The organism is Bdellovibrio sp. HCB274, from assembly GCF_047306075.1.
Lineage (GTDB): Bacteria > Bdellovibrionota > Bdellovibrionia > Bdellovibrionales > Bdellovibrionaceae > Bdellovibrio.
Genome location: NZ_CP178623.1, coordinates 1,922,128 through 1,944,571, shown reverse-complemented (window position 1 = coordinate 1,944,571; position 22,444 = coordinate 1,922,128). Strand labels below are relative to the sequence as shown.

Genomic DNA, 22,444 nt, shown 5'->3' with positions numbered 1-22,444 from the left:
ATCGGCTTATAAGGGGGAAAACCTGAGTCTAGGTCTGGGTGGGCTGAATTTTTTGCAGCATTGCTCAGTCCTTAGGCGCTAAAAATATAGAGGTTTTCAATACTTAGCAAATGTGGTAGTCTCCGCCCACTTATGCTTAAGACCAAAGTTCTTCACTATTTCGACCACAATGCGACCACTCCGGTGTGCGCGGAAGTGATCGCAGCTCTTCCCGAGTTTGCGACCGCTGGTGGTAACCCAAGCTCAATCCACTGGGGTGGAAGACAGCCTAAGAACTTAATTCGTGATGCCCGCAAAGCCATTTCTGAAGCTTTGCATATCTCACCGCTGGAAATCGTTTTCACAAGTGGTGGCAGTGAAGCCAACAACACGGTTATCAAAGGTCTTTTTGATTACTACCACACCGCTCAGTTCTTAACTCCGGAGCAACGTCGTCGCACACACTTCATGTGCTCAGCCGTTGAACATCCAAGTATCATGAAAACGATGGCCCATCTTGAAGCCATGGGCGCTCGCGTTTCGTACATTCCGGTAAGCCGTGAAGGTGTGATTGATTTGAAATTCTATCAAGAGCACTTAAGTGAAGAGACCGCATTGGTTTCTGTTATGTTTGCCAATAACGAAACCGGCACATTGTTTCCAATCAAGCAAATGGCCGAGATGGCTCACGCCAAAGGTGCTTTGTTTCACACCGATGCGGTTCAAGGATTTGGTAAAGCTCCTTTGAATTTCAAAGATCTCGACGTGGATTTCGCATCGATCTCGGGACACAAATTTTATTCGATCAAAGGTACGGGCGTGCTTTATATGAAAAAAGGCATGAACGTGAGTCCCTTGATTCACGGCGGTGGTCAGGAACGTCATCGTCGTGGTGGTACTGAAAACACATTGGGTATCGCATGTCTGGGGTTGATGGCGCAAAGAGCTCCGCTGGTTGCTGATAAAGCATTCGAGGTGAGTAAGCTTCGTGATCACATGGAAGCTCGCATCCTGGCTGAAATTCCAGATGTCACGATCACGGCTGTTGAAACTCCGCGCTTGGGTAATACCAGCTCGCTGGTGATCAAAGGAGCTGACGGGGAGACGATGTTGATGTCGTTGGACATCAAGGGTTATGCAGTCAGCACGGGGGCTGCTTGCTCGAGTGGTAATCCAGAACCAAGTCCGGTTCTGCTCGCGATGGGTCTTAGCCGTCAGGAGGCGCAAAACAGTTTGCGTGTGAGCTTGGGGTGGGAAACGACCTTGGCTGAAGTAGATGGATTTGTTGAAGCATTAAAAGCGGTCGTAACACGTTTGCGATCGATCGAACATGAAGAGGGAGAGACTTACCATGTCTAAGGGTAGAGTGCTTGTTGCTATGAGCGGAGGCGTGGACAGTTCAGCCGCGGCTGCGCTGTTAGTGGAACAGGGCTATGAAGTTATCGGGGCCACAATGCAAGTTTGGGATTACTCAACTTGTGATATCGAGGAAGGTAACGGCACATGCTGTTCTTCTATCGATGTGGATGATGCGCGTTCAGTGGCGGATCGTCTGGGTATTCCGTTTTACGTACTGAACTGCGAGGCGAAATTTCGCGCCGCTGTTATTGATCCTTTCTTGAAAGCATATCTTGAAGGACAGACACCACTTCCGTGTGTGAACTGTAACACGTATTTGAAATTCGATCATCTTGTGAAAAAGATGAAAGAGCTTGAGTGTGATTACCTGGCAACAGGTCACTACGCAAAAATCGTAACCGATGAAAACGGCAAGTCTTCAATCCACACGTCGACAGATGACTGGAAAGACCAGACGTATTTCCTGTTCACGATTGATCCAGAGTTGGTTCCAAAATTATTGTTCCCGATCGGTGACATGAAGAAGCCCCAGGTGCGTGAGTACTCTGAGAAAATGGGCCTGGTGACAGCTAAGAAGAAAGACTCCCAAGGCATTTGCTTTGTGGGTGGTATTGGTTATCAAAACTTTATCAAAGGCCAAGTTCCAAAAGCAGTTTTGGATTCTAAAAAAGGTCTGATCAAACGCTTCCCAACAGGGGAAGTGATGGCGAAGCATGAAGGAATTCATAACTACACTTACGGTCAAAGTAAGGGTCTGGGTATGGATCACCACGAAAAACTTTTTGTGATCAAAATTGATTCTGCTGACAACACGGTTTGGGTGGGCGACGAAGAACACTTGTTTGCCCATGAAGTTGATGTTGTGGATCCCCACATGTTGGGTGATTTGCAAGACGGCGAGTTGATGAACGTAAAAATCCGTTATCAACACAAAGGTTCTCCGGCGTTGGTTTTCAAAACTGAAACTGGATTCAAATTAAAATTCCAACAACCTCAGCGCGCAGTGACTCCTGGTCAGGCCGCTGTGTTTTATCGCGAACGCGAACTTGTAGGGGGCGGATGGATCACTCTGTAGAGACACCTCCGCCTGCTCAGATGAATCGCGATGTGAAATATCAGGTTCATACGTTTGGTTGTAAGGTGAACACTTACGATGCGGGTCTGATTCAAAAGAATCTGAATGCGAACGGTTTTGCTCCGGTGATCCGTGGTGAAAAAGACGCGCGCATTCATGTTTTGAATACCTGCGCGGTTACAGCCGAGGCGACGAAAGAAGCGGTTCGCTATATCCGTCGCTTAAAGGTTAAAGATCCGTTCTGCACAATCGTAGTCACTGGTTGTGCGGCTCAAGTGGATACGGGCTCTTTCTCCAGTCTTCCGGGTGCTGATCTGGTTGTGGCAAATTCCCATAAAGGAAATTTGCCAGAGCTTTTGAATAAGCACTTCCGTGGAGAGTTGACCGAGAAAGTATTTAAATCCAACATCTTTAAAAAAGAAGATTTGGAAATGGGCGGTGGTATTGAAAAACACCACACGCGCACGTTCTTAAAAATCCAGGATGGTTGCAACAGCTTCTGCACTTACTGCATTATTCCTTATGCTCGTGGTAAATCGCGCTCTATCTCGATTGCGAACCTGGTTCAGCGTATCAATGATCTTTATGCTGAAGGTTCACGCGAAGTGGTTTTGACCGGTGTTCATATCGGTGACTACGAAGACGTAGTGAACGGTAAGCAAATGGTGATGGAAGACCTGATTGAAAATCTTTTGGTCAGAACCAAAATGCCTCGTTTCCGCCTGTCTTCTTTGGAGCCGGTGGAGGTTTCTGAAAGATTGTTGGATCTTTATTCGGACTCGCGACTTTGTCCTCATTTCCATATGAGTATTCAAAGTGCGAACACCGATGTGCTTCACCATATGAAGCGCAAGTACACACAAGATGATGTTCGTAAATCTTTGCTCGCCATTGAAAAGCGCGTTCCAAATTCCTTCGTGGGCATGGATGTGATCACAGGCTTCCCGACCGAAACGGCCGAGCAATTCGAAGACACTTATAACTGTCTGGCAGAACTTCCATGGACTAAGCTTCATGTATTCCCATACAGTGAGCGCCAGGGGACTCGTGCTGCGGCGATGGATGTATCCGTTTATCCTCACGTTCGTGCCGAGCGGGGTGCAAAGCTTCGCGAGCTGAGCATTGTTCGTTATACTGAGCAGGCAAACCTGCAAATTGGAACTATCAAAAAAGTTCTGGTTTTAAAGAATGCTGCAAAAGGTGGTCAGGGCTTAAGCCATGACTATTGGCCAGTGGATATTGCAGGGGCTGAAAGCTTCCTCGCTCACTGGGCAGGACAAGAGATTGATGTTAAAATCACAGGCTATGATCATTCCAATAAATCTCACATGGAAGGTCATCTGATCGGGGAGGTTTTGTCGTGAACTCCCTGGAAATGCGCTTGGGTTATAAGTTTAAAAACATGGCTTTATTGGCGCGGGCACTGACGCACAAAAGCTATGCAAATGAATTAAAAAATCACACCGAACACAATGAGAAGCTGGAGTTTCTGGGGGATGCGGTTCTGGATTTGGTCGTCGGGGAATTTTTGTATGAAAAATACCCGCAGGACAATGAAGGTGGTCTTTCCAAAAAACGCGCTTCGATTGTGAATGAAGAGGTTTTGTTTGAACTGGCTCGTGATATGGAGCTGAACAAAATCCTTCAACTGGGTAAAGGCGAGGCGCAAACTGGTGGCGCTTTGAAACCCCGCTTACTGGCATCCTCTTTGGAAGCTGTGGTTGGGGCAATTTACCTGGATGGCGGCTTTGCCGCGGCTCAAACGTTCATTCGTAAAGAGTTCTTGCCCCTTTGTGACAAGACCTGTGCGAACGAGGATTTTGAGCGGGATTATAAAACCCGTCTGCAGGAGCTGGTGCAAAAGGCGATGAAAGAAACGCCGAAGTACGAAGTGCTCTCTGAGGAAGGTCCACCCCATGATCGTCAGTTCGTGGTGTGCGTAAAAGTTAAAGAAGAAATCTGGTCCAAGGGGCGCGGACGCAGTAAAAAAAATGCCGAGCAAGACGCGGCCAAAAGCGCTTTAGATGCAAAGTTTAAGGAGACGAATTAGTTATGAGTTACAAGGCAGGATTTTTAGGATTAATCGGGCAGCCTAATGCCGGGAAGAGCACGTTGATGAACTTCCTTGTCGATGAGAAAGTGTCGATCGTATCTGCTAAGCCGCAGACAACACGCCGTCGTATTTTGGGGATGTGGACATCCGACGCGGGTCAGGTTGTGTTTGTGGATGCTCCGGGTTTGATCAAAGCCGATAAGGGTTTGAATGCATTCCTGGCAAAAGAGGCGGAAGAGGTTATCAGAAACTCTGATGCGCTTTTGGCTGTAGTGAGTGTTGATGAATCCAAAGCTGATGATGCGGAAAAAATCATTAATCTGGTTGCCGCTTCAAAAAAGCCGTGGATCGGTGTGGTTACTAAAACCGATATCGAGGAAAAAGCTCACCGTGTTTTGATTTTGAAAAAGATGATCGAGGAAAAAGGCGGTAAAGCCATTTCCGTTTCTGCAAAAACTTATAAAGGCGACCTGGAAGAGCGTGAAGCAATTCTTATGGAATGCCTTGAGATTTTGCCGGTATCACCAGCTCCGCTGTATGACACTGAGATGTTTACGAACGAAAACGTTCGCGACATGGCTTGTGAAATCATCCGTGAAAGATGTTTCGAGAATCTTCATCAGGAAGTTCCGTACCAAATCGCTGTGCGTATCATAAAATTTGATGAGACGGGTTCTTTGCCAAAAATCTACGCTGAGATTTTGGTGGGACGTGAAAGCCAAAAAGCGATCGTGATTGGTAAGGGTGCTACCGTTATCAAGCAAATCGGTATGGAATCCCGTAAAGAAATTGAAAAGTTGATGGATCAGAAGGTTTTCCTGGATTTGAAAGTTCAGGCGAAACCAGAGTGGTTTGATAATAAGCGTATTATGAAGGAGTTGGGTTATGTCACAGAATCAGAGGACTGAGTTTGCTCCTAAGGTGGCGATCATTGGTCGTCCCAACGTTGGTAAATCAACGCTTTTCAATATCATCACTGAAACCCGTAAAGCCGTGGTTAAAAACCAGGCGGGTGTTACTCGCGATATCATGATCGAGCCTGTTGATATCTGGGGTAAGCAATTTGATTTGATCGATACCGGTGGTATCACTGAAGCCGGTGATATTTTCTCCAAACTTATCAAGGAACAGGTTTCTGAATTCCTGCACTCTGTGGATTACATCATTGCGGTGATGGATGGTCGTGCCGGGCTGATTCCTGAAGATCGCGATATTATCCGTGTGGCGAAACAAACGGGTAAACCGTTCCTTTTGGTTATCAATAAAGTTGATAGCTCCCAGGACGAGGAAATGGCGAAAACTGATTTCTATGAATTCGGTGTCGACATTGTCTCCGCAGCTTTTGAACAACGCCGCGGTATCGGTCAGATCCTGGAGTGGGTTGTAGATCAGATCCCTGAGCAAACGTTTACATACGATAAAGGCATGAAGATTGCGATCGTGGGTAAACCGAACGTGGGCAAGAGCTCCATCTGTAATCGTATCCTGGGTGTAAACCGTATGATGGTATCTGATATTGCAGGTACGACGATCGATGCGGTGGATTCTCCATTCGTTTACAATGATAAGAACTATACTTTGGTGGATACAGCGGGTTTGCGTAAATCCCGTCGTCGTGAAGAAGATCTTGAGATCATCTCTGCATTTAAATCCCAGGAGTCTATCCGTCGTGCTGATTTGATCCTTTTGATGATTGACGGTACTCAAGGTCCAACGGATCAGGATGCGCGTATTATGCAATCCATTTTGGAAGACCATAAAGGCGTGATCGTGGTTGCCAATAAATCTGATATCGGTGGCGCGGAAATTCCAGAATACCGTAAAACGTTCCGTGAACAGTGTGAGCGCGTGTTCCACTTTTTTACTGACGTTCATATCGTATTTACAAGTGCTAAATCCGGTCAGGGTATTGATGACTTGTTCGAGATGATCGAAAAGGTTTCTGAACAAATCAACTTCCGTATCCCGACTCGCGAGATGAATGACTTCTTCTTTGAAACAATCCGTAAAACTCCAGCTCCGGTTTGGGGTACTACGAACGTGAAGTTCTACTATGTCACTCAGACATACCAACGTCCTCCGGCATTCATCGCGTTTGCGAATCATCCGGATGGGGTTACGAACTCTTACCGTCGTTTCCTGATTAAGCACATCAAAGAGAAATGGGATCTTCACGGATTGCCAATTCGTATCTTCTGTATGAAATCCCGCCGTGGTGCGAACATCGAGGAATAATGCTTAAACGCGGCTCGTGGAGAACACGTTTTGGATTTTACCTGTTGGCCGTGGGCTCTGCCTGCGGTCTTGGAAATCTTTGGCGTTTTCCCTATGTCGTGGGCGAAAATGGGGGAGGAGCTTTCATCCTCCTCTATGTATTCCTGTCCTTAGCTGTCGGCGCGCCAATGTTGATTGCGGAATTGATGCTGGGTAAGAACACCCGCCGCTCCGTGATCGTGGCCACAGATATGATGGGTCAAAAAACCAGTCGCTCCTTCCGCTGGGTTGGGCGTTTGGCGGTGATCCTCAGCGTGATCGTGTTTTCGTATTATGCGGTGATCAGTGGCTGGGTTCTGCATTTCATGACTCAGTTTTTCGTGTCGCTGTTTTTGGATGCTGAAGGCGCCACCAATAAAACCAATTTGGCAGCTTTGATGTCGAATGGGTGGTTGCAGGTGATGCTTGCCAGTGCGCACATCCTGATCACGGTTGTTGTGGTTTTAAAGGGTGTGCAAGAAGGTCTGGAGAAGTGGATCAGTTATATGATGCCGCTTTTCGCTGTGCTGGTTGCAGTCTTGTTGTTTAAGTCTTTCTCTTTGCCATCGACTCCCGAAGTGATGCGCTTCCTGTTTTATCCTGATTTTTCCAAACTGACGCTGTCCTCTTTGGGGCATGCGATGGGGCACGTTTTCTTTACGCTTTCTGTGGGTTTCGGAACGATGGTGACCTTTGGGTCCTATCTTCGCGAAGAGGATCACGTTCCAACAGCTGGTTTCCGCGTGGCTTTAGTGGATACGGTCATTTCATTATTGGCCGTGGTTATGATTTTCCCGGTGGCATTTCAGGCCTCCAATGTGCCGTTGACTGATCCTGCTTTGATGTTTGAAGTTCTGCCAAGATACCTGTTGGGGATTCCCGGTGGGTCCTTGTTCGGTCTGGTATTCTTTGTCTGCCTGTATTTGGCGGCACTGAATGCAAGTATTGGTCTGTTGGAAGTCGTGGTTTCCAATCTTGTGGATCGTTATAAAAAGGTCGAGCGCACAAAGGCGACTTGGTATTCTGGTGCGGCGGCGCTGTCGCTGGCGATTTTCCCGGCGCTTTCAAGTTCGGTGCTGAATACCGTGCGAATTTCCGGTCACTCGTTGATTGAGTCTTTGGATTCACTCTTAATCAACTGGTTGCTGCCATTGGTGGCTTTGGGGATTCTGTTTACGTTTTACAAAGGGACTTCAGAAAAAGACAAAGAGATCAGCTTTATCGATCGCGATAAGTTCGTTAGCTATTCGATGTATTCACATTGGATTATTATCTTGAAGTGGGTTGCACCCGCAGTGATCCTTGTTGGTTATACACTGCAGGTTATCGCCTGGTTCCAGGAACTCTAGAAGTTCATCCCTAGGATGTCTGTTAGAAGTTCATCCCAAGGATGAAAGTAAAGTCATAAAAGTCACCCGAAAGATTTTTGTCGAGCTTGTAGGTGTTATCCACGATGGTTTTGCTCTCGTCGGAGAAATTCACGTAGTGGTAAGCAGCTTGAAGGCCCAGATAGGCTTTCTTGCGCATCAAAGGAATCTCGACGCCCGCACCGATATCAAAACCCATCGTCGAGTCACGGCTGTAGGAATCAATGCCTGAAATCGTGTAGGTACGATAGAACTGACCGAAACCACCCAGGATGTACGGATTTAAATCCGCCAAACCGCGAGTCACGTTTTGCGTGTTCAGGTAGTATTTTAAGTCAAAGTTGATCGAGGTGATCGATACATTTCCTGTGTAAGTCGGACCCGGATTGCCACCACCGTCGATGGTTCCAAACTTAACCGCATGGTCACCAGTTTGAAAACCCAAAGTCATCGCCAAACTTAAATCAAAGAAATAGCTTAGATATAAACCGAAAGAAGGTGCTGCAGAATACTGATCAGCAAAGTTGCCAGTGAAACCGCGGTAACCGCCGGCAAGACCCACAGTCAGGAAGCGGCCGTTACGGAAGAAGTTCACGTCAGCTTCTTCATCAGAATCTTCATCAAACTCAGAGTAGTCAGAAAAAGGATCAAACGCTTCGTCTGGATCAGATTGTGCGATAAGATAATGTTTTTGATCCAGGCTTTCAGCGTGGGCGTTAGTGGCAGTCAAAGAAAGGCCCGCCACAAGCAATAAAGCAAGAAGGCCAGAATGTAGAATATTTCCGGTGGTTTTCACAGTTCCCCCTAAGTCTATTATCGAGTGAAACTGTCAAAAACTTCAGGGAAAATTAGCAAATTGACCCAATGATTGCACCAGTGTCTCAAACTGAAACAGGTGCCAGGTCCTATTTCCGTATGCGGCGCTTAAAGAGGTTCGGCCAGAGCCTTTTCGATGGCAGAAACGACCTTATCCGAAGAAGGTTTGGTAATCGAAGTCCAGCGCTCAATCACCTGACCTTTGCGATTCACCAGGAACTTTTCAAAATTCCAGCTAACATCCTTAAAAATCAAACCCGGTTTTTGCTCGGTCAGAAACTGATAAACCGGCTGTTTATCCTTACCAGTTACAGGAGCTTTGTCGAAAAACGGAAACGTACACCCATACTCTTTTTTAGCAAAAGTCTGAACCTCGGTGTTGTCGCCTTTTTCCTGCTTAAAATCATTCGAAGGAAATGCCAAAACCACAAATCCACGATCCGCATACTTCTTATAAAGCGCTTCCAGATCCTTCAACTGCGGAGTGAATCCACACTGCGAAGCCGTATTAACAACCAGAATAACTTTCCCACGATAAGTGGAAAAATTAACCTTCTTCCCCGAAATATCATTCGCAGAAAGCTCATAAAAACTCTGCGGCTTCGCCTCAGAACTCACGGCTTCGGAAGACTTTTTCTCTTCAGCAAATCCAACCGAAGAACCTAGCAAACCCAAAACCAATGCAGTACCAAAAATCAAGGAAGCAGAATTTCTAAACATAACCTCTCCAAACTGTGAGATGTTCCATGAACAACAAATCATCCCCTCATCGCGGTTGAAAAACAACTCCAATGGTGCGACGGCGACACAGAGGAAAAATGCCTAAAAACAAAGCAACCGCGTGAAGGGCGGAGAATGGGGAGACCCCGCACTCCGCGACACGCCATCCGTGGCTCACCGTCGCCGGCTTTGCCGGTTCGCGCATCCTGCGCCGACGGAGGTCGCTGCGTGTGGGGTCTCCCCATTCTCCGCCCTTCAAGTGATCTTCTTGGGGAGGCATTTTTCCTCTATGTCGCGGTGCGAATCTTTGACTTGGTGGTGGGATGAATTTCTAATTAATTTGAATATCTTAGCTACTTTTTGGGGTGTTAGATGGAGCTTCGCAGTCCCATAGTTATTGTTTCTGCTTTTGGTCGGGGCCATTGGTTGGCGGCTGCGCTTTCTCGTGAAGGTATTAAGACTACTTTGCTTGATGTTTCATCTAAGCTGGGTGTTTGGCCTTCTGAAGATCTTGAAGGACCATTTGGTTTTTTTAGAAACGAGAGAATCAATGAATCTCAGATGGAGCGTTTGTATTCTGACGATTCTTTTGAGGAGTTGCACAATGGTTTTACGTTGTGGCTTCCGGAAGGTCCTTTTGAGTGTAAGGGGCCTCTAACAAAATTCAAGATTGATAACTCAAAGTTAAGTCCTCATGTTAAAGAAGTTTTGCTTTCTACGGCCAATGAGAAACTGCAACGAGCTGTTAGTCGTAACGTTTCTTCTTTTAGTTTTGATCAGAGTTGGCTTTTGCATTTTGCGCATCAGTTGGCGGGGACTACTTTTAAACCTAATGCTTTGGCGGCGACGGAAGGGGAGGCTTTGCCTCTGTTTTCTTCGTTTTTGGTTCGTCAGGCTACGCGAGATGGGCTGGAAAAATCTTTTCAGTGGTTGCGTGAAAAGGGTGTGGAAGTTATCAAGCCTCAGAAGATTGTCGATGCTTCATTTGGTGCGGGTAAAACTGTTACGGGGCTTGAGATTGCTGGTGAGAATCAGGGTCTATTGAAGCTTGAACAATTGGTTTGGATGCTTTCCAGCGAGGAAACTTATTTCCTGAATGATCGTCTGGGTAAGTATTTCTTTAATGAAGGTCCGCTTGAATCTGAGTGGTGCTGGGTTCGCTATCGTGTTTCCATTCAGCCATGTTCGGAAAGAGATTCGCTTCCACTGCACACGGTGCTTTTGGATGATGTGAATTCGCCGTGGACGCACGAGAATATGATGGTTCTGCAAAGAACATCTTCGGCGGAGCAGTTTGACGTTTGGATGAGAATTCCAACCGTGCAGCGTTTTAATAAAGAATATCTGACGAATCGTAGTTTGCGCATGAAAGAGATTTTGTTGCGTCGTATTTCTTTGGCGCAGCCGGAAGTCTTAAGTTTCCCTCAGGAATATTATTATACTTATGCACAACTGGGGGCTCCGCGCTTCCCGGTGTTTTCAGCAAGGCAAAATTCCCGCCGCGGTCGAGTGTCCCATGGGAATCTGCATTTGGATGGGCCTGAAGTGTGGCCGCACTTTGCGTGGACGGCGATGTTTGCGCGCAGTGAGCTTTCCTTGATGCACATCCAAAACTGGTGGAAAGAAAAACTGTTGAAAGAACAGAAAGAGAAAAGAAAGGAAGCTGGTCTGTGATCGAAAGATACACCCGCCCGGAGATGGGCCTTATTTGGGATGTAGATCAACGCTTCGGTAAAATGATGCAGGTTGAAGTGACAGTGGCGCAGGTACAGGCTCAATTGGGCTTGATTCCGAAAGTGGCGGCAGCAGCCATCACCAAGAACGCGCGCTTCAATGTAAAGCGTATTAATGAAATCGAAAAAGAAACCAAACACGACGTCATCGCGTTTGTGACGAATGTTGCAGAAAACGTCGGTCCGCATGGGAAGTTCGTTCATTTTGGAATGACGTCTTCTGATGTCCTGGATACTGCATTCAGTTTACAGGTACGTGAAGCCGGTCAGGTATTGATGGCTTCACTGATTCGCCTGGAAAAATCTTTGCAGACTCTGGTTGCGAAGCATGCAGAAACTTTGTGCGCAGGCCGCACGCATGGAATGTTTGCAGAGCCGACAACGTTTGGTTTTAAAATGGCCGGATTTTTAACAGAGCTTCGTCGCAACAAAAAGCGTGTGAAAGAAGCTTTGGATAACATGAATATTTGTAAGCTGAGCGGTGCTGTCGGAACGTATTCAAGTCAGTCTCCGAAAGTTGAAGCCATGGTGGCCCGCAAGCTAAAGCTAAAACCTGAACCCATCGCAACGCAGGTGATCCCACGGGATCGTCATGCAGAAATGATGTTGTCGTTGGCGATGGTAGGTACCGGTCTTGAAAGACTTGCTGTCGAGCTTCGTCATTTGCAGCGCAGTGATGTGGGCGAGGTGACTGAAGGCTTTACCAAGGGTCAAAAGGGATCGTCAGCGATGCCTCATAAAAAGAACCCGATCAGTGCCGAAAATATCACCGGACTTTCCCGACTGCTTCGTGGCTATGCGGTTTCCGCTATGGAGAACGTGGCTTTGTGGCATGAGCGTGACATCAGTCACTCCTCTGTGGAGCGCGTGATTTTTCCGGATGCTTTTATTGTCGCTGACTATGCAGTTTACCGCATGAGCGTTTTGCTGGATGGTTTGGAAGTAAATAAAAAGCGCATGCTGGATAATATCGAAAGCTCTCAAGGGCAGCTTTACAGCTCCCACGTTCTTTTGGCGTTGGTGGCTAAAGGAATGCGTCGCGAAGATGCTTATGTTTTGGTTCAGCGTCTTTGTCATGCCCTGGGTTACGGCGAACACCTGAAAGATAAACTGATGACCAGCGATGAAGCGCGCGCTTTGCTAAAGCCAAAAGAGATCGAAGAAATCTTTACCGGCAAAAAGCATAAGAAAGCCATCAAAGACATCGTGAAAAGAGTAAAAGTAAAATGACACGTTGGGATTTTATTAAAGAAGGCGACATCATTGATGTAGTGGCGCCGGGTTATCCGGTACAGCTTCCAGAAGTGGATGGCGCTCGGGATTTTTTATTGAAGTGGAAACTACAGCCACGAATCCCGAAGAATATTATCAAGCCCCATTTTTTACATGCTCATGAAGATGAGATGCGTTTTGCTTTTTTGAAAGCGGCCATTGAATCTAAAGACTCAAACGTCATCTGGTGTTTGCGTGGCGGCTACGGCAGTAATCGCCTGCTTCCGATGCTGGCTAAACTTAAGAAGCCAAAACAACCGAAGCTTTTAATCGGCATCAGTGACATCACTTCCTTGCACACCTTCTTTGCGCAGGAGTGGGGTTGGAGCACCTTGCATGCTCCATTGCTGGATCGCCTGGGACGCGGACAGGTTTCCGCCAAACATGAAAAAGAACTGCACCGTATTTTATTCGGTCCTGATAAAGGCATTGAGTTTAAAAAGCTTAAACCTTTGAATGCTCAAGCACGTAACATAAAAGTTCTAAAATCCAGTATCGTTGGTGGCAACTTGTCCGTGTTGCAAACGACTCTGGGAACTCCCTGGCAGATTCAGGCTAAGAACAGGTTTTTATTCCTGGAGGACGCTGGTGAGCGCGGTTACCGCATTGATAAGATGCTTGAGCATATGCGCCAGACGGGCGTGTTTAAGCAGTGTCACGGATTGATTCTGGGTGATTTCATTGGCGGCAATGAACCCGGAACAAATACCAATAATTTTAAAAAAGTATTTAAACGTTGGTCTGATGATCTTGATATTCCTGTATTTCAGGGATTGGAAGCAGGCCACGATGTTATTCAGAGACCAGTACCTTTAAACACTTCATGCGTTTTGCAGCAGCAAAACGGCAAGGTATTGCTCTCCATTGATTCAGGAGGAAGAGGCTAATGAAATTCTCAGTATTGGAAAAAAATCTGATCGCAAAACTTGAAGAGCGTATTCGTGATACAACTCCGGGCGTGATGGTTCGCGCCTATCAGGGTGGTCGTATTATTTGTGACGTGTCCGTGGGCAATACTTACGCCTATTACGATCTGGCCAGCGTGACCAAAGTGATCTTCACGCAGCAGGCGATGATGTATGCTTTCGAACTTGGTAAGTGGAATTTTGAAACCAAAGTTTCTGAATTCCTGCCTTGGTTTCAATCTCCAGAGACGAAAATTACCGAGCTATTAACTCATAGCTCTGGACTTCCTTGGTGGATGCCGTTCTATCAGGAAATCAACATGAATCAGCCCTTGGAAAAGCGTCGCGAACAACTGCGTGACATCGTCAAAGGTTTGAAACTTGAAAAATCAGAAACCGCAGTTTACTCCGACGTGGGTTTCATTGTTTTGGGTTATATTCTGGAAGTTATTTTTGAAAAGCCATTGCTGGATGTCTGGGTGGATATCAAAAATAAATTCTATGCTGGAACTACTTTAGAGTTTCATCCGAACAATACTTCCACGGTTAAACAGTCTTTGTTCGCTCCCACAGAGGAATGTCCCGTTCGCAAAAAACTGGTGCAGGGCGAAGTGCATGATTTGAACTGCTGGTCTTTTGGTGGCGTTTCCACGCATGCTGGTCTTTTTGGCAGTATCGATGACTTGGGCTGGTACTCTTTGCATTTGCGTTCCCAATTGCTGGGTATCGCCCGCTATAGCATCCGTCAAAAGACGGCGCAGCTTTTTGCCAAACGGGCTCTACCTGAAGGCAAGGGTGACTGGGCAATGGGTTATATGATGCCGACGCCGGGGGCTGCGAGCTGCGGAAGCTATTTCTCACTGGATTCTATTGGTCATACTGGCTTTACAGGAACCTCTATTTGGTATGATCCAAAGCTGGACATGAGTGTGAACATCCTTTCGAATCGAGTTTTGTACGGGTCTGATAATAAGGCCTTTGCCAAATTGCGTTCCGAGATTCACAATTGGATTGTTGAAAATTACAGAAGATCTGGAGTTTAAGGCGGCGGCCGTCGCTTAAGCTAAAGCAGGAGTTATAAATGGATTTAAAACCTGGTAGTCATATTCACTTGATGGGCATTTGCGGAACTGCGATGGCCTCCATGGCGGGTCTTCTAAAAGACCGCGGATTCAAGATCACGGGAAGTGATATGAATCCTTATCCTCCGATGTCGACTCAGCTGGAAAGCCTGGGGATCACGATTCAAAAAGGATACAAGGCTGAAAATCTTCATCCTAAACCTGACTTCGTTATCGTGGGAAATGTGATTTCTGCGAGTAACGAAGAGGCCCAGGAATTGATGAAATTGGGCATTCCCTATACCTCACTACCGAAGGCCATGGGTGAATTCATCATTGAAAATCGCGAGAGCGTTGTGATCTCCGGTACTCACGGAAAAACCACGACGACATCGATGATGTCCTGGGTGGCGGAAAATGCGGGTAAGAAGCCGGGCTTTTTGATCGGCGGTATTCCGAAAAATTTCTCTCAAAGTTTCAAGAATCCTGAGGGAAATCTTTTTGTCATCGAAGGTGACGAATACGACACCGCTTTCTTTGATAAAGTTCCAAAGTTCGTTCACTACAAACCAAAGCATGTCATCCTGACTTCCGTGGAATTTGACCACGCGGATATTTATAAAGACCTGCAGGCGGTTAAAGATTCTTTTGCAAAACTCATGCATTTGATTCCTGCAGAGGGAACTCTGTTGGCGTGCGCGGAAGATGCAAACGTCATGGAACTTCGTAAGCTTTGCAAAGCAAAGAACTCTTTCACATACGGTTTTGCTGCTGATTCGGATTTCAAAGCCAAAGTTCTTTTCCAGAATGAAAAAGGCGTGGGCTTTGAGGTTCATCACAAAGGTGAAATTCTTGGGCCTTACAACATGCAGATCACGGGCGATTACAATATTTTGAATGCGACGGCTGTGGTTGCAATGTCCAAATGCCTGGGCTTTTCTGAAAACAGAATTCAAATTGCGCTGGAGTCTTTTGAAGGCGTCAAACGCCGTCAGGAAATTCTGGGCGAGCCCAATGGTATTTTAGTGATCGAGGATTTTGCCCACCATCCAACGGCGGTGCGTGAAACGGTCAAAGGTATTCAGAAAAAATATCCAGGCAGAAAAGTGTTCTCGGTGTTTGAACCAAGAAGTGCGACGTCACGCCGTAAGGTTTTCCAAAAAGACTATGTGGAAGCGTTTAAAGGTTCACATGAGGTTATGCTGGCAAAAGCTTTTGATCAGTCAAAGATCGATGCCGAGAATCGTTTCTCGTCCCATGAGTTGATTTCCGACTTAAAATCCTCTGGCGTCACTGCTGAGGATTTCGATGGTGCAGATCAAATCGTGGCAGCATTAAAATCCCGCGCCAAACGCGGAGATGTGATTCTGATCATGTCAAATGGCGGATTTGACGGGATCTACACGAAACTTCTTAAAGCTTTGGAATAATAAAAAACCCGGTGAGAGCCGGGTTTTTTTATATGAATTTTACTGTGACGTTCCCGGGAAGATAGTATCCCTTGCGATCACGCAGAACGAAGCTCGGTGAATTTGGATCGGGTTCCAGAAGTGTTCGCAGTCTTTTGATTGAAACGTAAATAATGTTATCATGAACTGAGGGATCGTAAGCGTAGCCCCAAATATTTTCGACGAGATAGTTTTTAGTAAAGCGGGTGCCTTGATTTTGCACGAACAGCTTTAACAAATCGAAAAGGATGTGTTGATTCTTAAAATCCACTTCGCCTTTGGCCCGGGACTTAATTTTAAAAGCCACCTGATCAATGATAAGGTCAGCCTCGGAAGTGACTTGTGTTTCCTGTGCCAGCTGAGCCTTTACTGTGCGCAGACGGTGAGAGATATCCCCATCCATCCCTTTGACCGCGAGAGAGCGATAAATCGTCGCTTCGTGACGCTTGCCTTGTGCTTCGTAAATCGCTGCCATTTGCACCAAAATATAAACGATCAGATAGTGCAAAGAATTCTGTTGAGCTTTTTCGTAGGCTTTCCAAATGGCATCCAGTGCATCATCCGCTCGCTTCTCGTCCAGGAAAACATGGCTTTTTACCACCAGACAGCTGGTGTGAATCTCTTCAAGTTTTAGTTCTTTGGTTAGCAGCAGAGCCTTGTCCAGGTACTTCAATGCTTCAATGGGGTTGGACTTCATTGAAACCATGGCAAGTTCCTGCAAAAGGCGCGCAACGGTTTCCAGATCCTGAGTCGATGTGCATTGCTCAAGTGCCTGCAGGAAATAGTGTTTGGCTTGGGAATCATCTCCCTGAGCCATTTTCCATAGCCCCAGGTTGTGCAGAATTCGACCGTGAATACCGGCGTCCTGATTTGCTTTCTCGTACACTTGAAGTTTTTGGAATTGGTTTTTGAACTGATCCAGCTTGCCAAGTTCGGAGCTTGCTTGAATTAAGAAGCGCACTCCATAAAGCCAGCTGTTAAGATCGCCGATAACCTCGGATTCAGCGCAAATGAGTTCGGAATTATCGCAGGCTTCTTGATAGTGCCCTCTTTGATAATTCAGTTTGGCCAGGTTGATGTTTGAACTCAGTTCGCTCAGCATGCACATCTAAATAGAATTCTGTCGGTATAACGTCAAGATCTTACAGAAAATGAAATGAGAATTTAATCCACTATTGCGCGTAACATAAAGCTGACTCAGTGAGGCAACTGTCTCAAATTGGGTCAGAGTAAATTCAAATTTAATTCCTCAGTCGAGAAAACCGATAGTTCCACCATAGTTTAAATGGAGAAATGATGAAACAGGGTTCATGGTTTTCGGGGATAAAAGGAAAGCTTTTAGTGGCAGCAGCGTGGCCTGCAGTCGGTTTTGCGGTGCTTGGTTTTGTAGCATATATGGGGCTGACGTCTTTAAGTGGAATGTTGAATAAATCCTATGCGGAAATTATTCCGAATGTGGATTCCCTGGGACAGATCGAAGGCGGAAGAGCGCGTATCGGTCAGTACCTTTGGGGTGCACTGGCGAATTTGAATTTTGAAAAACGCCGCGACATTTATATCGATAAATTGGGACAGGCGCTGGTGGAGTATAATGAGGCCGTAAAGAAGTACGAGTCTTCTCCGGATATGCCAGGGGAGCCAGAAATCTATGCTCCAATGAAGGCAAATCACGCAGCTTACGTGGCTAACGTGGAAGATTTTATTAAAACACTGAAAACGCCAACTCCGGAAAATTACGAGAAGGTGCGCGCTGCTGCGGCCGAAGGCTCATACCAGGCCCAATCTGTGGAGATTAAAAAGACCACGGAAAAACTGTCTTCTCTTTATTCCGAGACAGCGATTAAGAGCAATGAATTCCAAAAAGCTGAGACTGAAAAAATCTTTAAGTGGGTTACGGCCATCGGTGTTCTGTGTGGCTTGGGAGTTTTCCTGGGGCTGATGTTTATCGCCTCCCGTTTAAGTCGCAGTGTTTCTGAAGTTGTTCATCAACTTTCGGATTCATGCGGTCAGGTGAATTCCGCAATTGTGCAGTTAACGACAGCAGGGCAAAGTTTGTCCCAATCGTCTACAACGTCTGCGGCTTCCCTAGAGGAAACTGTCGCAGCCCTTGAGGAAATGAGTTCGATGGTTTCCATGAACTCGGACAATGCAAAACAGGCGGCAAGTTTGTCCCAGGCATCTAGAACGGCTGCAGAGGACGGAGAGCAGGAGATGCAAAAATTGGTGCATTCGATGCACGGTATTTCCCAGTCCTCTAAAAAGATTGAAGAGATTATTAATGTTATCGACGATATCGCCTTCCAGACAAATCTACTGGCGCTAAATGCCGCGGTGGAAGCTGCGCGCGCCGGCGAGCAGGGGAAAGGTTTTGCAGTTGTGGCGGAAGCCGTGCGAAGTCTGGCTCAGAGATCTGCAGTGGCTGCAAAAGACATTAATGGTTTGATTAAAGACTCTGTGAATCAGGTCGAGGGTGGATCTAAAATCGCTGATAAAGCCGGCGAAGTGTTAAAGACCATCGTAAACTCCATCAAAAAAGTATCAGACCTGAATAACGAAATCGCAGCAGCAAGCTCGGAGCAAACAACGGGCATTCAGCAGATCAGCAAAGCGATGAATCAGCTGGATCAAAGTGCTCAGGCTAATGCGGCGTCATCAGAAGAGATCGCAGCAACTTCTGAAGAAATGTCTTCTCAGTCGAAACAAATGTTCAACGTCGTTGTCACGTTATCGAATGTAGTGGTCGGTGGTGGAGCAAAAGTGGATGCTTCTGAAGATCAGCCAGCAATGACTGAGAAAAAGAAAGATGCATCCAAGGCAAAACCAGCAGCGGATTTGAATAAAAAAGCAGCAAGCAATGTTGTAAAATTCAAACCCACAGCTAAAACCAGCGTAAAACCCGAGGAATTAAAAGCCTCCGACATGATCCCCTTCGACGACGACACAAGAAAAGTAGGCTCCACCGACGGCTTCTAACCCAAAAGGCGCCTGGCGCCTTCCGGGTCTGCAGTGCGTAAAAATTAGTAAAGCTCGGTCGCAAGACTGGGCTTTTTTTTATTCCCCCGGACCTTTTTCGGAATTGCGAAGCGCGGTCTTTTGAGGGCTCGTTCTATCATTCTTCTTTGTTCTAAATCCACAGATTGGTTGATCCATTTCAACGTAAAGTTGTGTGATTCATTTAAAATTGTATCCGCAAGAATTGGAAAATTGATCCGGCCTCTTCCGAGTTTCAAATTTAATGTGGAGTAGGTGTAGTTCTCTGCGCGGTCACTCAGTCCGGCTTCTACGGGATTGCGGTAAACGTACTTATAGACATTCATCAGGTAATGGTCGCAATCAATCAGTGACGGATGATAACGACTTCCCCAGAGCTGATTAATCGCGCCAGCCTTTTCGTTAATGCAACGACTTGTATTACTCATAAAATAGTTCATTGCCTCATTCAAATTTCCCTGTGGAGTTCTCGCGATTAGATGGAAGTGATTACTCATCAGAACAAACGAAATGATTTCGATCTGATAAGCGTGGGAGATAAAGAAAAGGTAGTCCTCCATGATGGTCCAAACCTCGGACATGGGAATGGGGAAAAATTCCCGATTACGGCAGCGGGCAGTTATTTGAAAAGGGTGTTCTGTTGAGTGTTCGCGTAAAGATCTAGGCATGCTGTTTTTGTTAGCAAAATCTTGTGCGCTCGCGGCTAGAAACAGAATAATGCAAGATAAAAGTGGGCGGACGGGAGACGGATGCGTTGCTTCTGTGGAGGCGGGCGGGAGGGTGGCTGGCGCCTTTTGGGTCTGCGGTGCGTTAGGTGGGTTTTGTGAGTGAAAGATGATAGGGGGCTGGGGTAGGGTTTTCAGCCTATGTCAGCGAATCTTACACCACTTATGAAGCAGTACTGGGACATTAAATCTGTCCATCAAGATAAGATCCTTCTATTCCGCATGGGGGACTTTTTTGAAATGTTCTTTGATGATGCGGTTAAAGCAGCTCCCGTATTAGGGATCGCGCTTACTCAAAGAAATAAAAAATCTCAGGACGAAACTCCGATGTGCGGGATGCCTCATCATTCTGTGGCAGGCCCCATCAATAAACTTTTGGCTCACGGTTTTAAAGTTGCGATCTGTGACCAGCTTGAAGACCCCAAAGCAGCCAAAGGAATTGTTAAGCGTGGTGTGACGCGCGTTCTGACTCCGGGCATGGTCTATGACTCTGACACGTTGGACGGAACCAAGCCTCACTACCTGGTAAGCATTGATCAAACTTCGATCAGCTTCCTGGATTCAACTACAGGTGAGGCGTTCTTCTTTACATCCAAAAACTCCCACGAACTCTTGCGCTTCGTGCAAATTCTGCCGGTGGCAGAGATCGTGATCGCAAAAGAGCATGAAGCGTTGCTTGCAGGTCTGGACAACATCCTGATCAGTCATCATGAAGAAATGATGGATGCGGGAAATGACCTTCTTAAAAATTCAGCTCCTGCGTCAGCTGCAAGACTTCTTAGCTACGTCCTGCAATTGTCAGGCGAGGAAGCATTGAAAACTCTTTCTCCATTTGTGGAAAGAGATCTTGAGCACCGTCTGGAAATTTCCAACACGACGCTAAGACATTTGGAAGTGTTCTCGACATACAAAGGTGAGGGCCTGGGCAGTTTGTTCCATGCTATCAACCGCACACAAACTTCCGCGGGCAGCCGTATGCTGCGCCAATGGTTAAGCTTCCCGCTGCGTGATGTGAAATCCATCGAAAACCGATTGGATTCCGTCGAGTTCTGGCGCAGTCATGTTTTGGAATTAAAACGTGCTCGTCAGATCCTGGGACAAATGGGGGATATTGAACGCCGCCTGGGTAAAATCTCTCAACCACAGTGTAATGGTCGTGATTTGTTGGCTTTGGCTGGCAGTGTTCACGCCGGTGTCAGTGCTTTGGAAGTTTTCGTTCAAGCCAGTGGTTCAACTGCAAACTTTGAAAGCCTGCGTGACCTGGCCTATAAAATTGAAAGAACACTGGTTGAAGATCCACCGTTGGCAACCAAGCAAGGTTACCTGATTCGTCAGGGCGTTTCCTCTGAGCTTGACGAGTTGATTGATCTTTCCACAAATGCGCAGGCACTTGTGGCTAAGATGGAAGCTGAAGAAAAAGAAAAAACAGGTATTTCGAGTCTTAAGATTCGTTATAACAATGTTTTCGGATACTACATCGAAATCACGAACTCCCATAAAGACAAAGCGCCTGCGAACTATCAACGTAAGCAGACTTTGACGAATGCAGAACGCTATTGCACTGACGAATTGGTCGAGCTTGAAAGAAAAGTCCTTTCAGCAAACACCAAGCGTGCCGATCTGGAATTTGAGTTCTTTGATATGCTTCGTAAAGAGATCCTGGCTCAGTGTCCTGCGTTGTTAACTCTTGCACACGAGTGCAGCGAGATGGATGTGATCTCAAGTCTTGCATGGTTAAGTCTTGAAGAAAAATACGCCCGCCCGCAATTTACGGAAAACGGCTCTTTGCATTTAAAAGCCAGCCGTCATCCCGTGGTCGAGCAAACGGTTAAAACTAATTTCGTTGCCAATGACATCGAATTGCACCCGCATTCCTGCTTGTTGCTGACAGGCCCGAATATGGCCGGTAAGTCGACATTGATGCGTCAGGTGGCATTGAATGCTATCATGGCTCAGATGGGCTCCTTCGTTCCAGCTGACGAAGCGAAGCTTCCGGTCTTTGATGCGATCTTCACCCGAATCGGGGCGAGTGATCAGCTGTCAGAAGGTCTATCCACCTTCATGGTTGAAATGACCGAGACTTCCGCGATGCTAAAAAACGCCACTCAGAATTCTTTGGTAATTCTGGATGAAGTCGGTCGCGGAACCAGCACGTTTGATGGAATGTGCCTGGCTCAATCTATCCTGGAACATTTACTGAGTGACGTGAAGGCATTGACGTTCTTTGCAACTCACTACCATGAGCTGACGACTTTGGATCAAAGCTATGGCCAAATTACGAACGCGCACATGACCGTTGCAGAAAGAAATGGCGAAATCCGTTTCCTTCATACTTTGGTGAAAGGTCCAGCTCTGAAATCCTACGGGGTTCAGGTGGCAGAGCTTGCAGGGTTACCTGCAACCGTCACCAAGCGTGCAAAAAGCCTGCTGCGTGAGATCGAATCCAAACGTGTTCAGGCTAGCAGTCAGCTTTCATTACTGGACCATATTGAAGAATCACATGAAGCTTCTGCTGCAAACTCCGTGGAAGTTCCGGTAGTTCCTGAAGGTGTGAAGTCTTTGATGAACGAACTGCAAAAGTATCCACTGTTGCAGTCCAGCCCTCTGGAAGTGATGAGCCAGGTTGCTAAATGGAAGGAAATGGCGGAAAACACCAGCTTGCAATAGCACTGGAATTGGCTGATCAT

Annotated in this window: 18 protein-coding genes; 14 read left to right on the top strand and 4 right to left on the bottom strand. The window is 46.6% G+C overall.

Annotated features, from left to right (window positions below; all coding sequences use genetic code 11):
* Positions 1–132: 132 nt before the first annotated feature.
* Genes ACLWNV_RS09505 through ACLWNV_RS09475 form a run of 7 tightly spaced genes read left to right on the top strand, consistent with a single transcriptional unit; the run spans position 133 to position 8,068 of the window.
* Positions 133–1,338 carry a cysteine desulfurase family protein gene (locus tag ACLWNV_RS09505; RefSeq protein WP_413584143.1) on the top strand — a complete coding sequence of 402 codons (1,206 nt, stop codon included), beginning with the start codon at positions 133–135 and terminating at the stop codon, positions 1,336–1,338.
* Entirely contained in the window at positions 1,331–2,413 is a 1,083-nt protein-coding gene (gene mnmA / locus ACLWNV_RS09500) for a tRNA 2-thiouridine(34) synthase MnmA (protein WP_413293856.1), read from the top strand. The genes ACLWNV_RS09505 and mnmA overlap by 8 nt, the downstream gene beginning before the upstream one ends.
* Positions 2,398–3,777: a tRNA (N(6)-L-threonylcarbamoyladenosine(37)-C(2))-methylthiotransferase MtaB gene (gene mtaB, locus ACLWNV_RS09495; protein WP_413584142.1), complete on the top strand. Its 1,380-nt coding sequence runs from the start codon at positions 2,398–2,400 to the stop codon at positions 3,775–3,777. The genes mnmA and mtaB overlap by 16 nt, the downstream gene beginning before the upstream one ends.
* Entirely contained in the window at positions 3,774–4,463 is a 690-nt protein-coding gene (gene rnc / locus ACLWNV_RS09490) for a ribonuclease III (RefSeq protein ID WP_413584141.1), read from the top strand. The genes mtaB and rnc overlap by 4 nt, the downstream gene beginning before the upstream one ends.
* A 2-nt stretch (positions 4,464–4,465) precedes the next feature.
* A complete protein-coding gene (gene era, locus ACLWNV_RS09485; protein WP_413584140.1) occupies positions 4,466–5,374 on the top strand; it encodes a GTPase Era in 909 nt (302 codons plus the stop codon).
* Positions 5,352–6,701 (top strand): ribosome biogenesis GTPase Der, encoded by a 1,350-nt coding sequence (gene der, locus ACLWNV_RS09480; RefSeq protein WP_413584139.1) that lies wholly within the window; start codon positions 5,352–5,354, stop codon positions 6,699–6,701. Before era ends, der begins: the two co-directional genes overlap by 23 nt.
* Complete coding sequence (locus ACLWNV_RS09475) at positions 6,701–8,068, top strand: sodium-dependent transporter (protein ID WP_413584138.1); 1,368 nt, start codon at positions 6,701–6,703, stop codon at positions 8,066–8,068. Before der ends, ACLWNV_RS09475 begins: the two co-directional genes overlap by 1 nt.
* A gap of 22 nt (positions 8,069–8,090) precedes the next feature.
* Here ACLWNV_RS09475 and ACLWNV_RS09470 read toward each other — a convergent pair whose 3' ends face one another.
* Together ACLWNV_RS09470 and ACLWNV_RS09465 are read right to left on the bottom strand one after the other, a co-directional pair.
* Entirely contained in the window at positions 8,091–8,882 is a 792-nt protein-coding gene (locus tag ACLWNV_RS09470; RefSeq protein ID WP_413584137.1) for an outer membrane beta-barrel protein, read from the bottom strand.
* Between the two features lie 128 nt (positions 8,883–9,010).
* Positions 9,011–9,622, bottom strand: coding sequence for a glutathione peroxidase (locus ACLWNV_RS09465; RefSeq protein ID WP_413584136.1), 612 nt, complete (start codon positions 9,620–9,622; stop codon positions 9,011–9,013).
* Between the two features lie 372 nt (positions 9,623–9,994).
* Here ACLWNV_RS09465 and ACLWNV_RS09460 point away from each other — a divergent pair, with 372 nt between their 5' ends.
* Genes ACLWNV_RS09460 through mpl form a run of 5 tightly spaced genes read left to right on the top strand, consistent with a single transcriptional unit; the run spans position 9,995 to position 16,023 of the window.
* On the top strand, positions 9,995–11,296 hold the full coding sequence (locus ACLWNV_RS09460; RefSeq protein ID WP_413584135.1) for a hypothetical protein: 1,302 nt from the start codon (positions 9,995–9,997) through the stop codon (positions 11,294–11,296).
* A complete protein-coding gene (purB, locus tag ACLWNV_RS09455; RefSeq protein ID WP_413584133.1) occupies positions 11,293–12,585 on the top strand; it encodes an adenylosuccinate lyase in 1,293 nt (430 codons plus the stop codon). The genes ACLWNV_RS09460 and purB overlap by 4 nt, the downstream gene beginning before the upstream one ends.
* On the top strand, positions 12,582–13,514 hold the full coding sequence (locus ACLWNV_RS09450; protein WP_413584131.1) for a S66 peptidase family protein: 933 nt from the start codon (positions 12,582–12,584) through the stop codon (positions 13,512–13,514). Before purB ends, ACLWNV_RS09450 begins: the two co-directional genes overlap by 4 nt.
* Positions 13,514–14,575: a serine hydrolase domain-containing protein gene (locus tag ACLWNV_RS09445; protein ID WP_413584129.1), complete on the top strand. Its 1,062-nt coding sequence runs from the start codon at positions 13,514–13,516 to the stop codon at positions 14,573–14,575. Before ACLWNV_RS09450 ends, ACLWNV_RS09445 begins: the two co-directional genes overlap by 1 nt.
* Positions 14,576–14,613: 38 nt before the next feature.
* Complete coding sequence (mpl, locus tag ACLWNV_RS09440) at positions 14,614–16,023, top strand: UDP-N-acetylmuramate:L-alanyl-gamma-D-glutamyl-meso-diaminopimelate ligase (protein ID WP_413584127.1); 1,410 nt, start codon at positions 14,614–14,616, stop codon at positions 16,021–16,023.
* 28 nt (positions 16,024–16,051) lie between these two features.
* On the opposite strand, the gene ACLWNV_RS09435 is transcribed toward mpl, so the two are convergent.
* On the bottom strand, positions 16,052–17,149 hold the full coding sequence (locus ACLWNV_RS09435) for a winged helix-turn-helix domain-containing protein (protein WP_413584126.1): 1,098 nt from the start codon (positions 17,147–17,149) through the stop codon (positions 16,052–16,054).
* 188 nt (positions 17,150–17,337) lie between these two features.
* On the opposite strand from ACLWNV_RS09435, the gene ACLWNV_RS09430 reads away from it, so the two are divergent.
* Entirely contained in the window at positions 17,338–19,014 is a 1,677-nt protein-coding gene (locus ACLWNV_RS09430) for a methyl-accepting chemotaxis protein (protein ID WP_413584125.1), read from the top strand.
* 44 nt (positions 19,015–19,058) lie between these two features.
* Here ACLWNV_RS09430 and ACLWNV_RS09425 read toward each other — a convergent pair whose 3' ends face one another.
* Positions 19,059–19,700, bottom strand: a complete 642-nt coding sequence (locus tag ACLWNV_RS09425) for a transposase (protein ID WP_413584123.1) — start codon at positions 19,698–19,700, stop codon at positions 19,059–19,061.
* Between the two features lie 198 nt (positions 19,701–19,898).
* On the opposite strand from ACLWNV_RS09425, the gene mutS reads away from it, so the two are divergent.
* Complete coding sequence (mutS, locus tag ACLWNV_RS09420) at positions 19,899–22,424, top strand: DNA mismatch repair protein MutS (RefSeq protein ID WP_413584122.1); 2,526 nt, start codon at positions 19,899–19,901, stop codon at positions 22,422–22,424.
* Positions 22,425–22,444 lie beyond the last annotated feature (20 nt).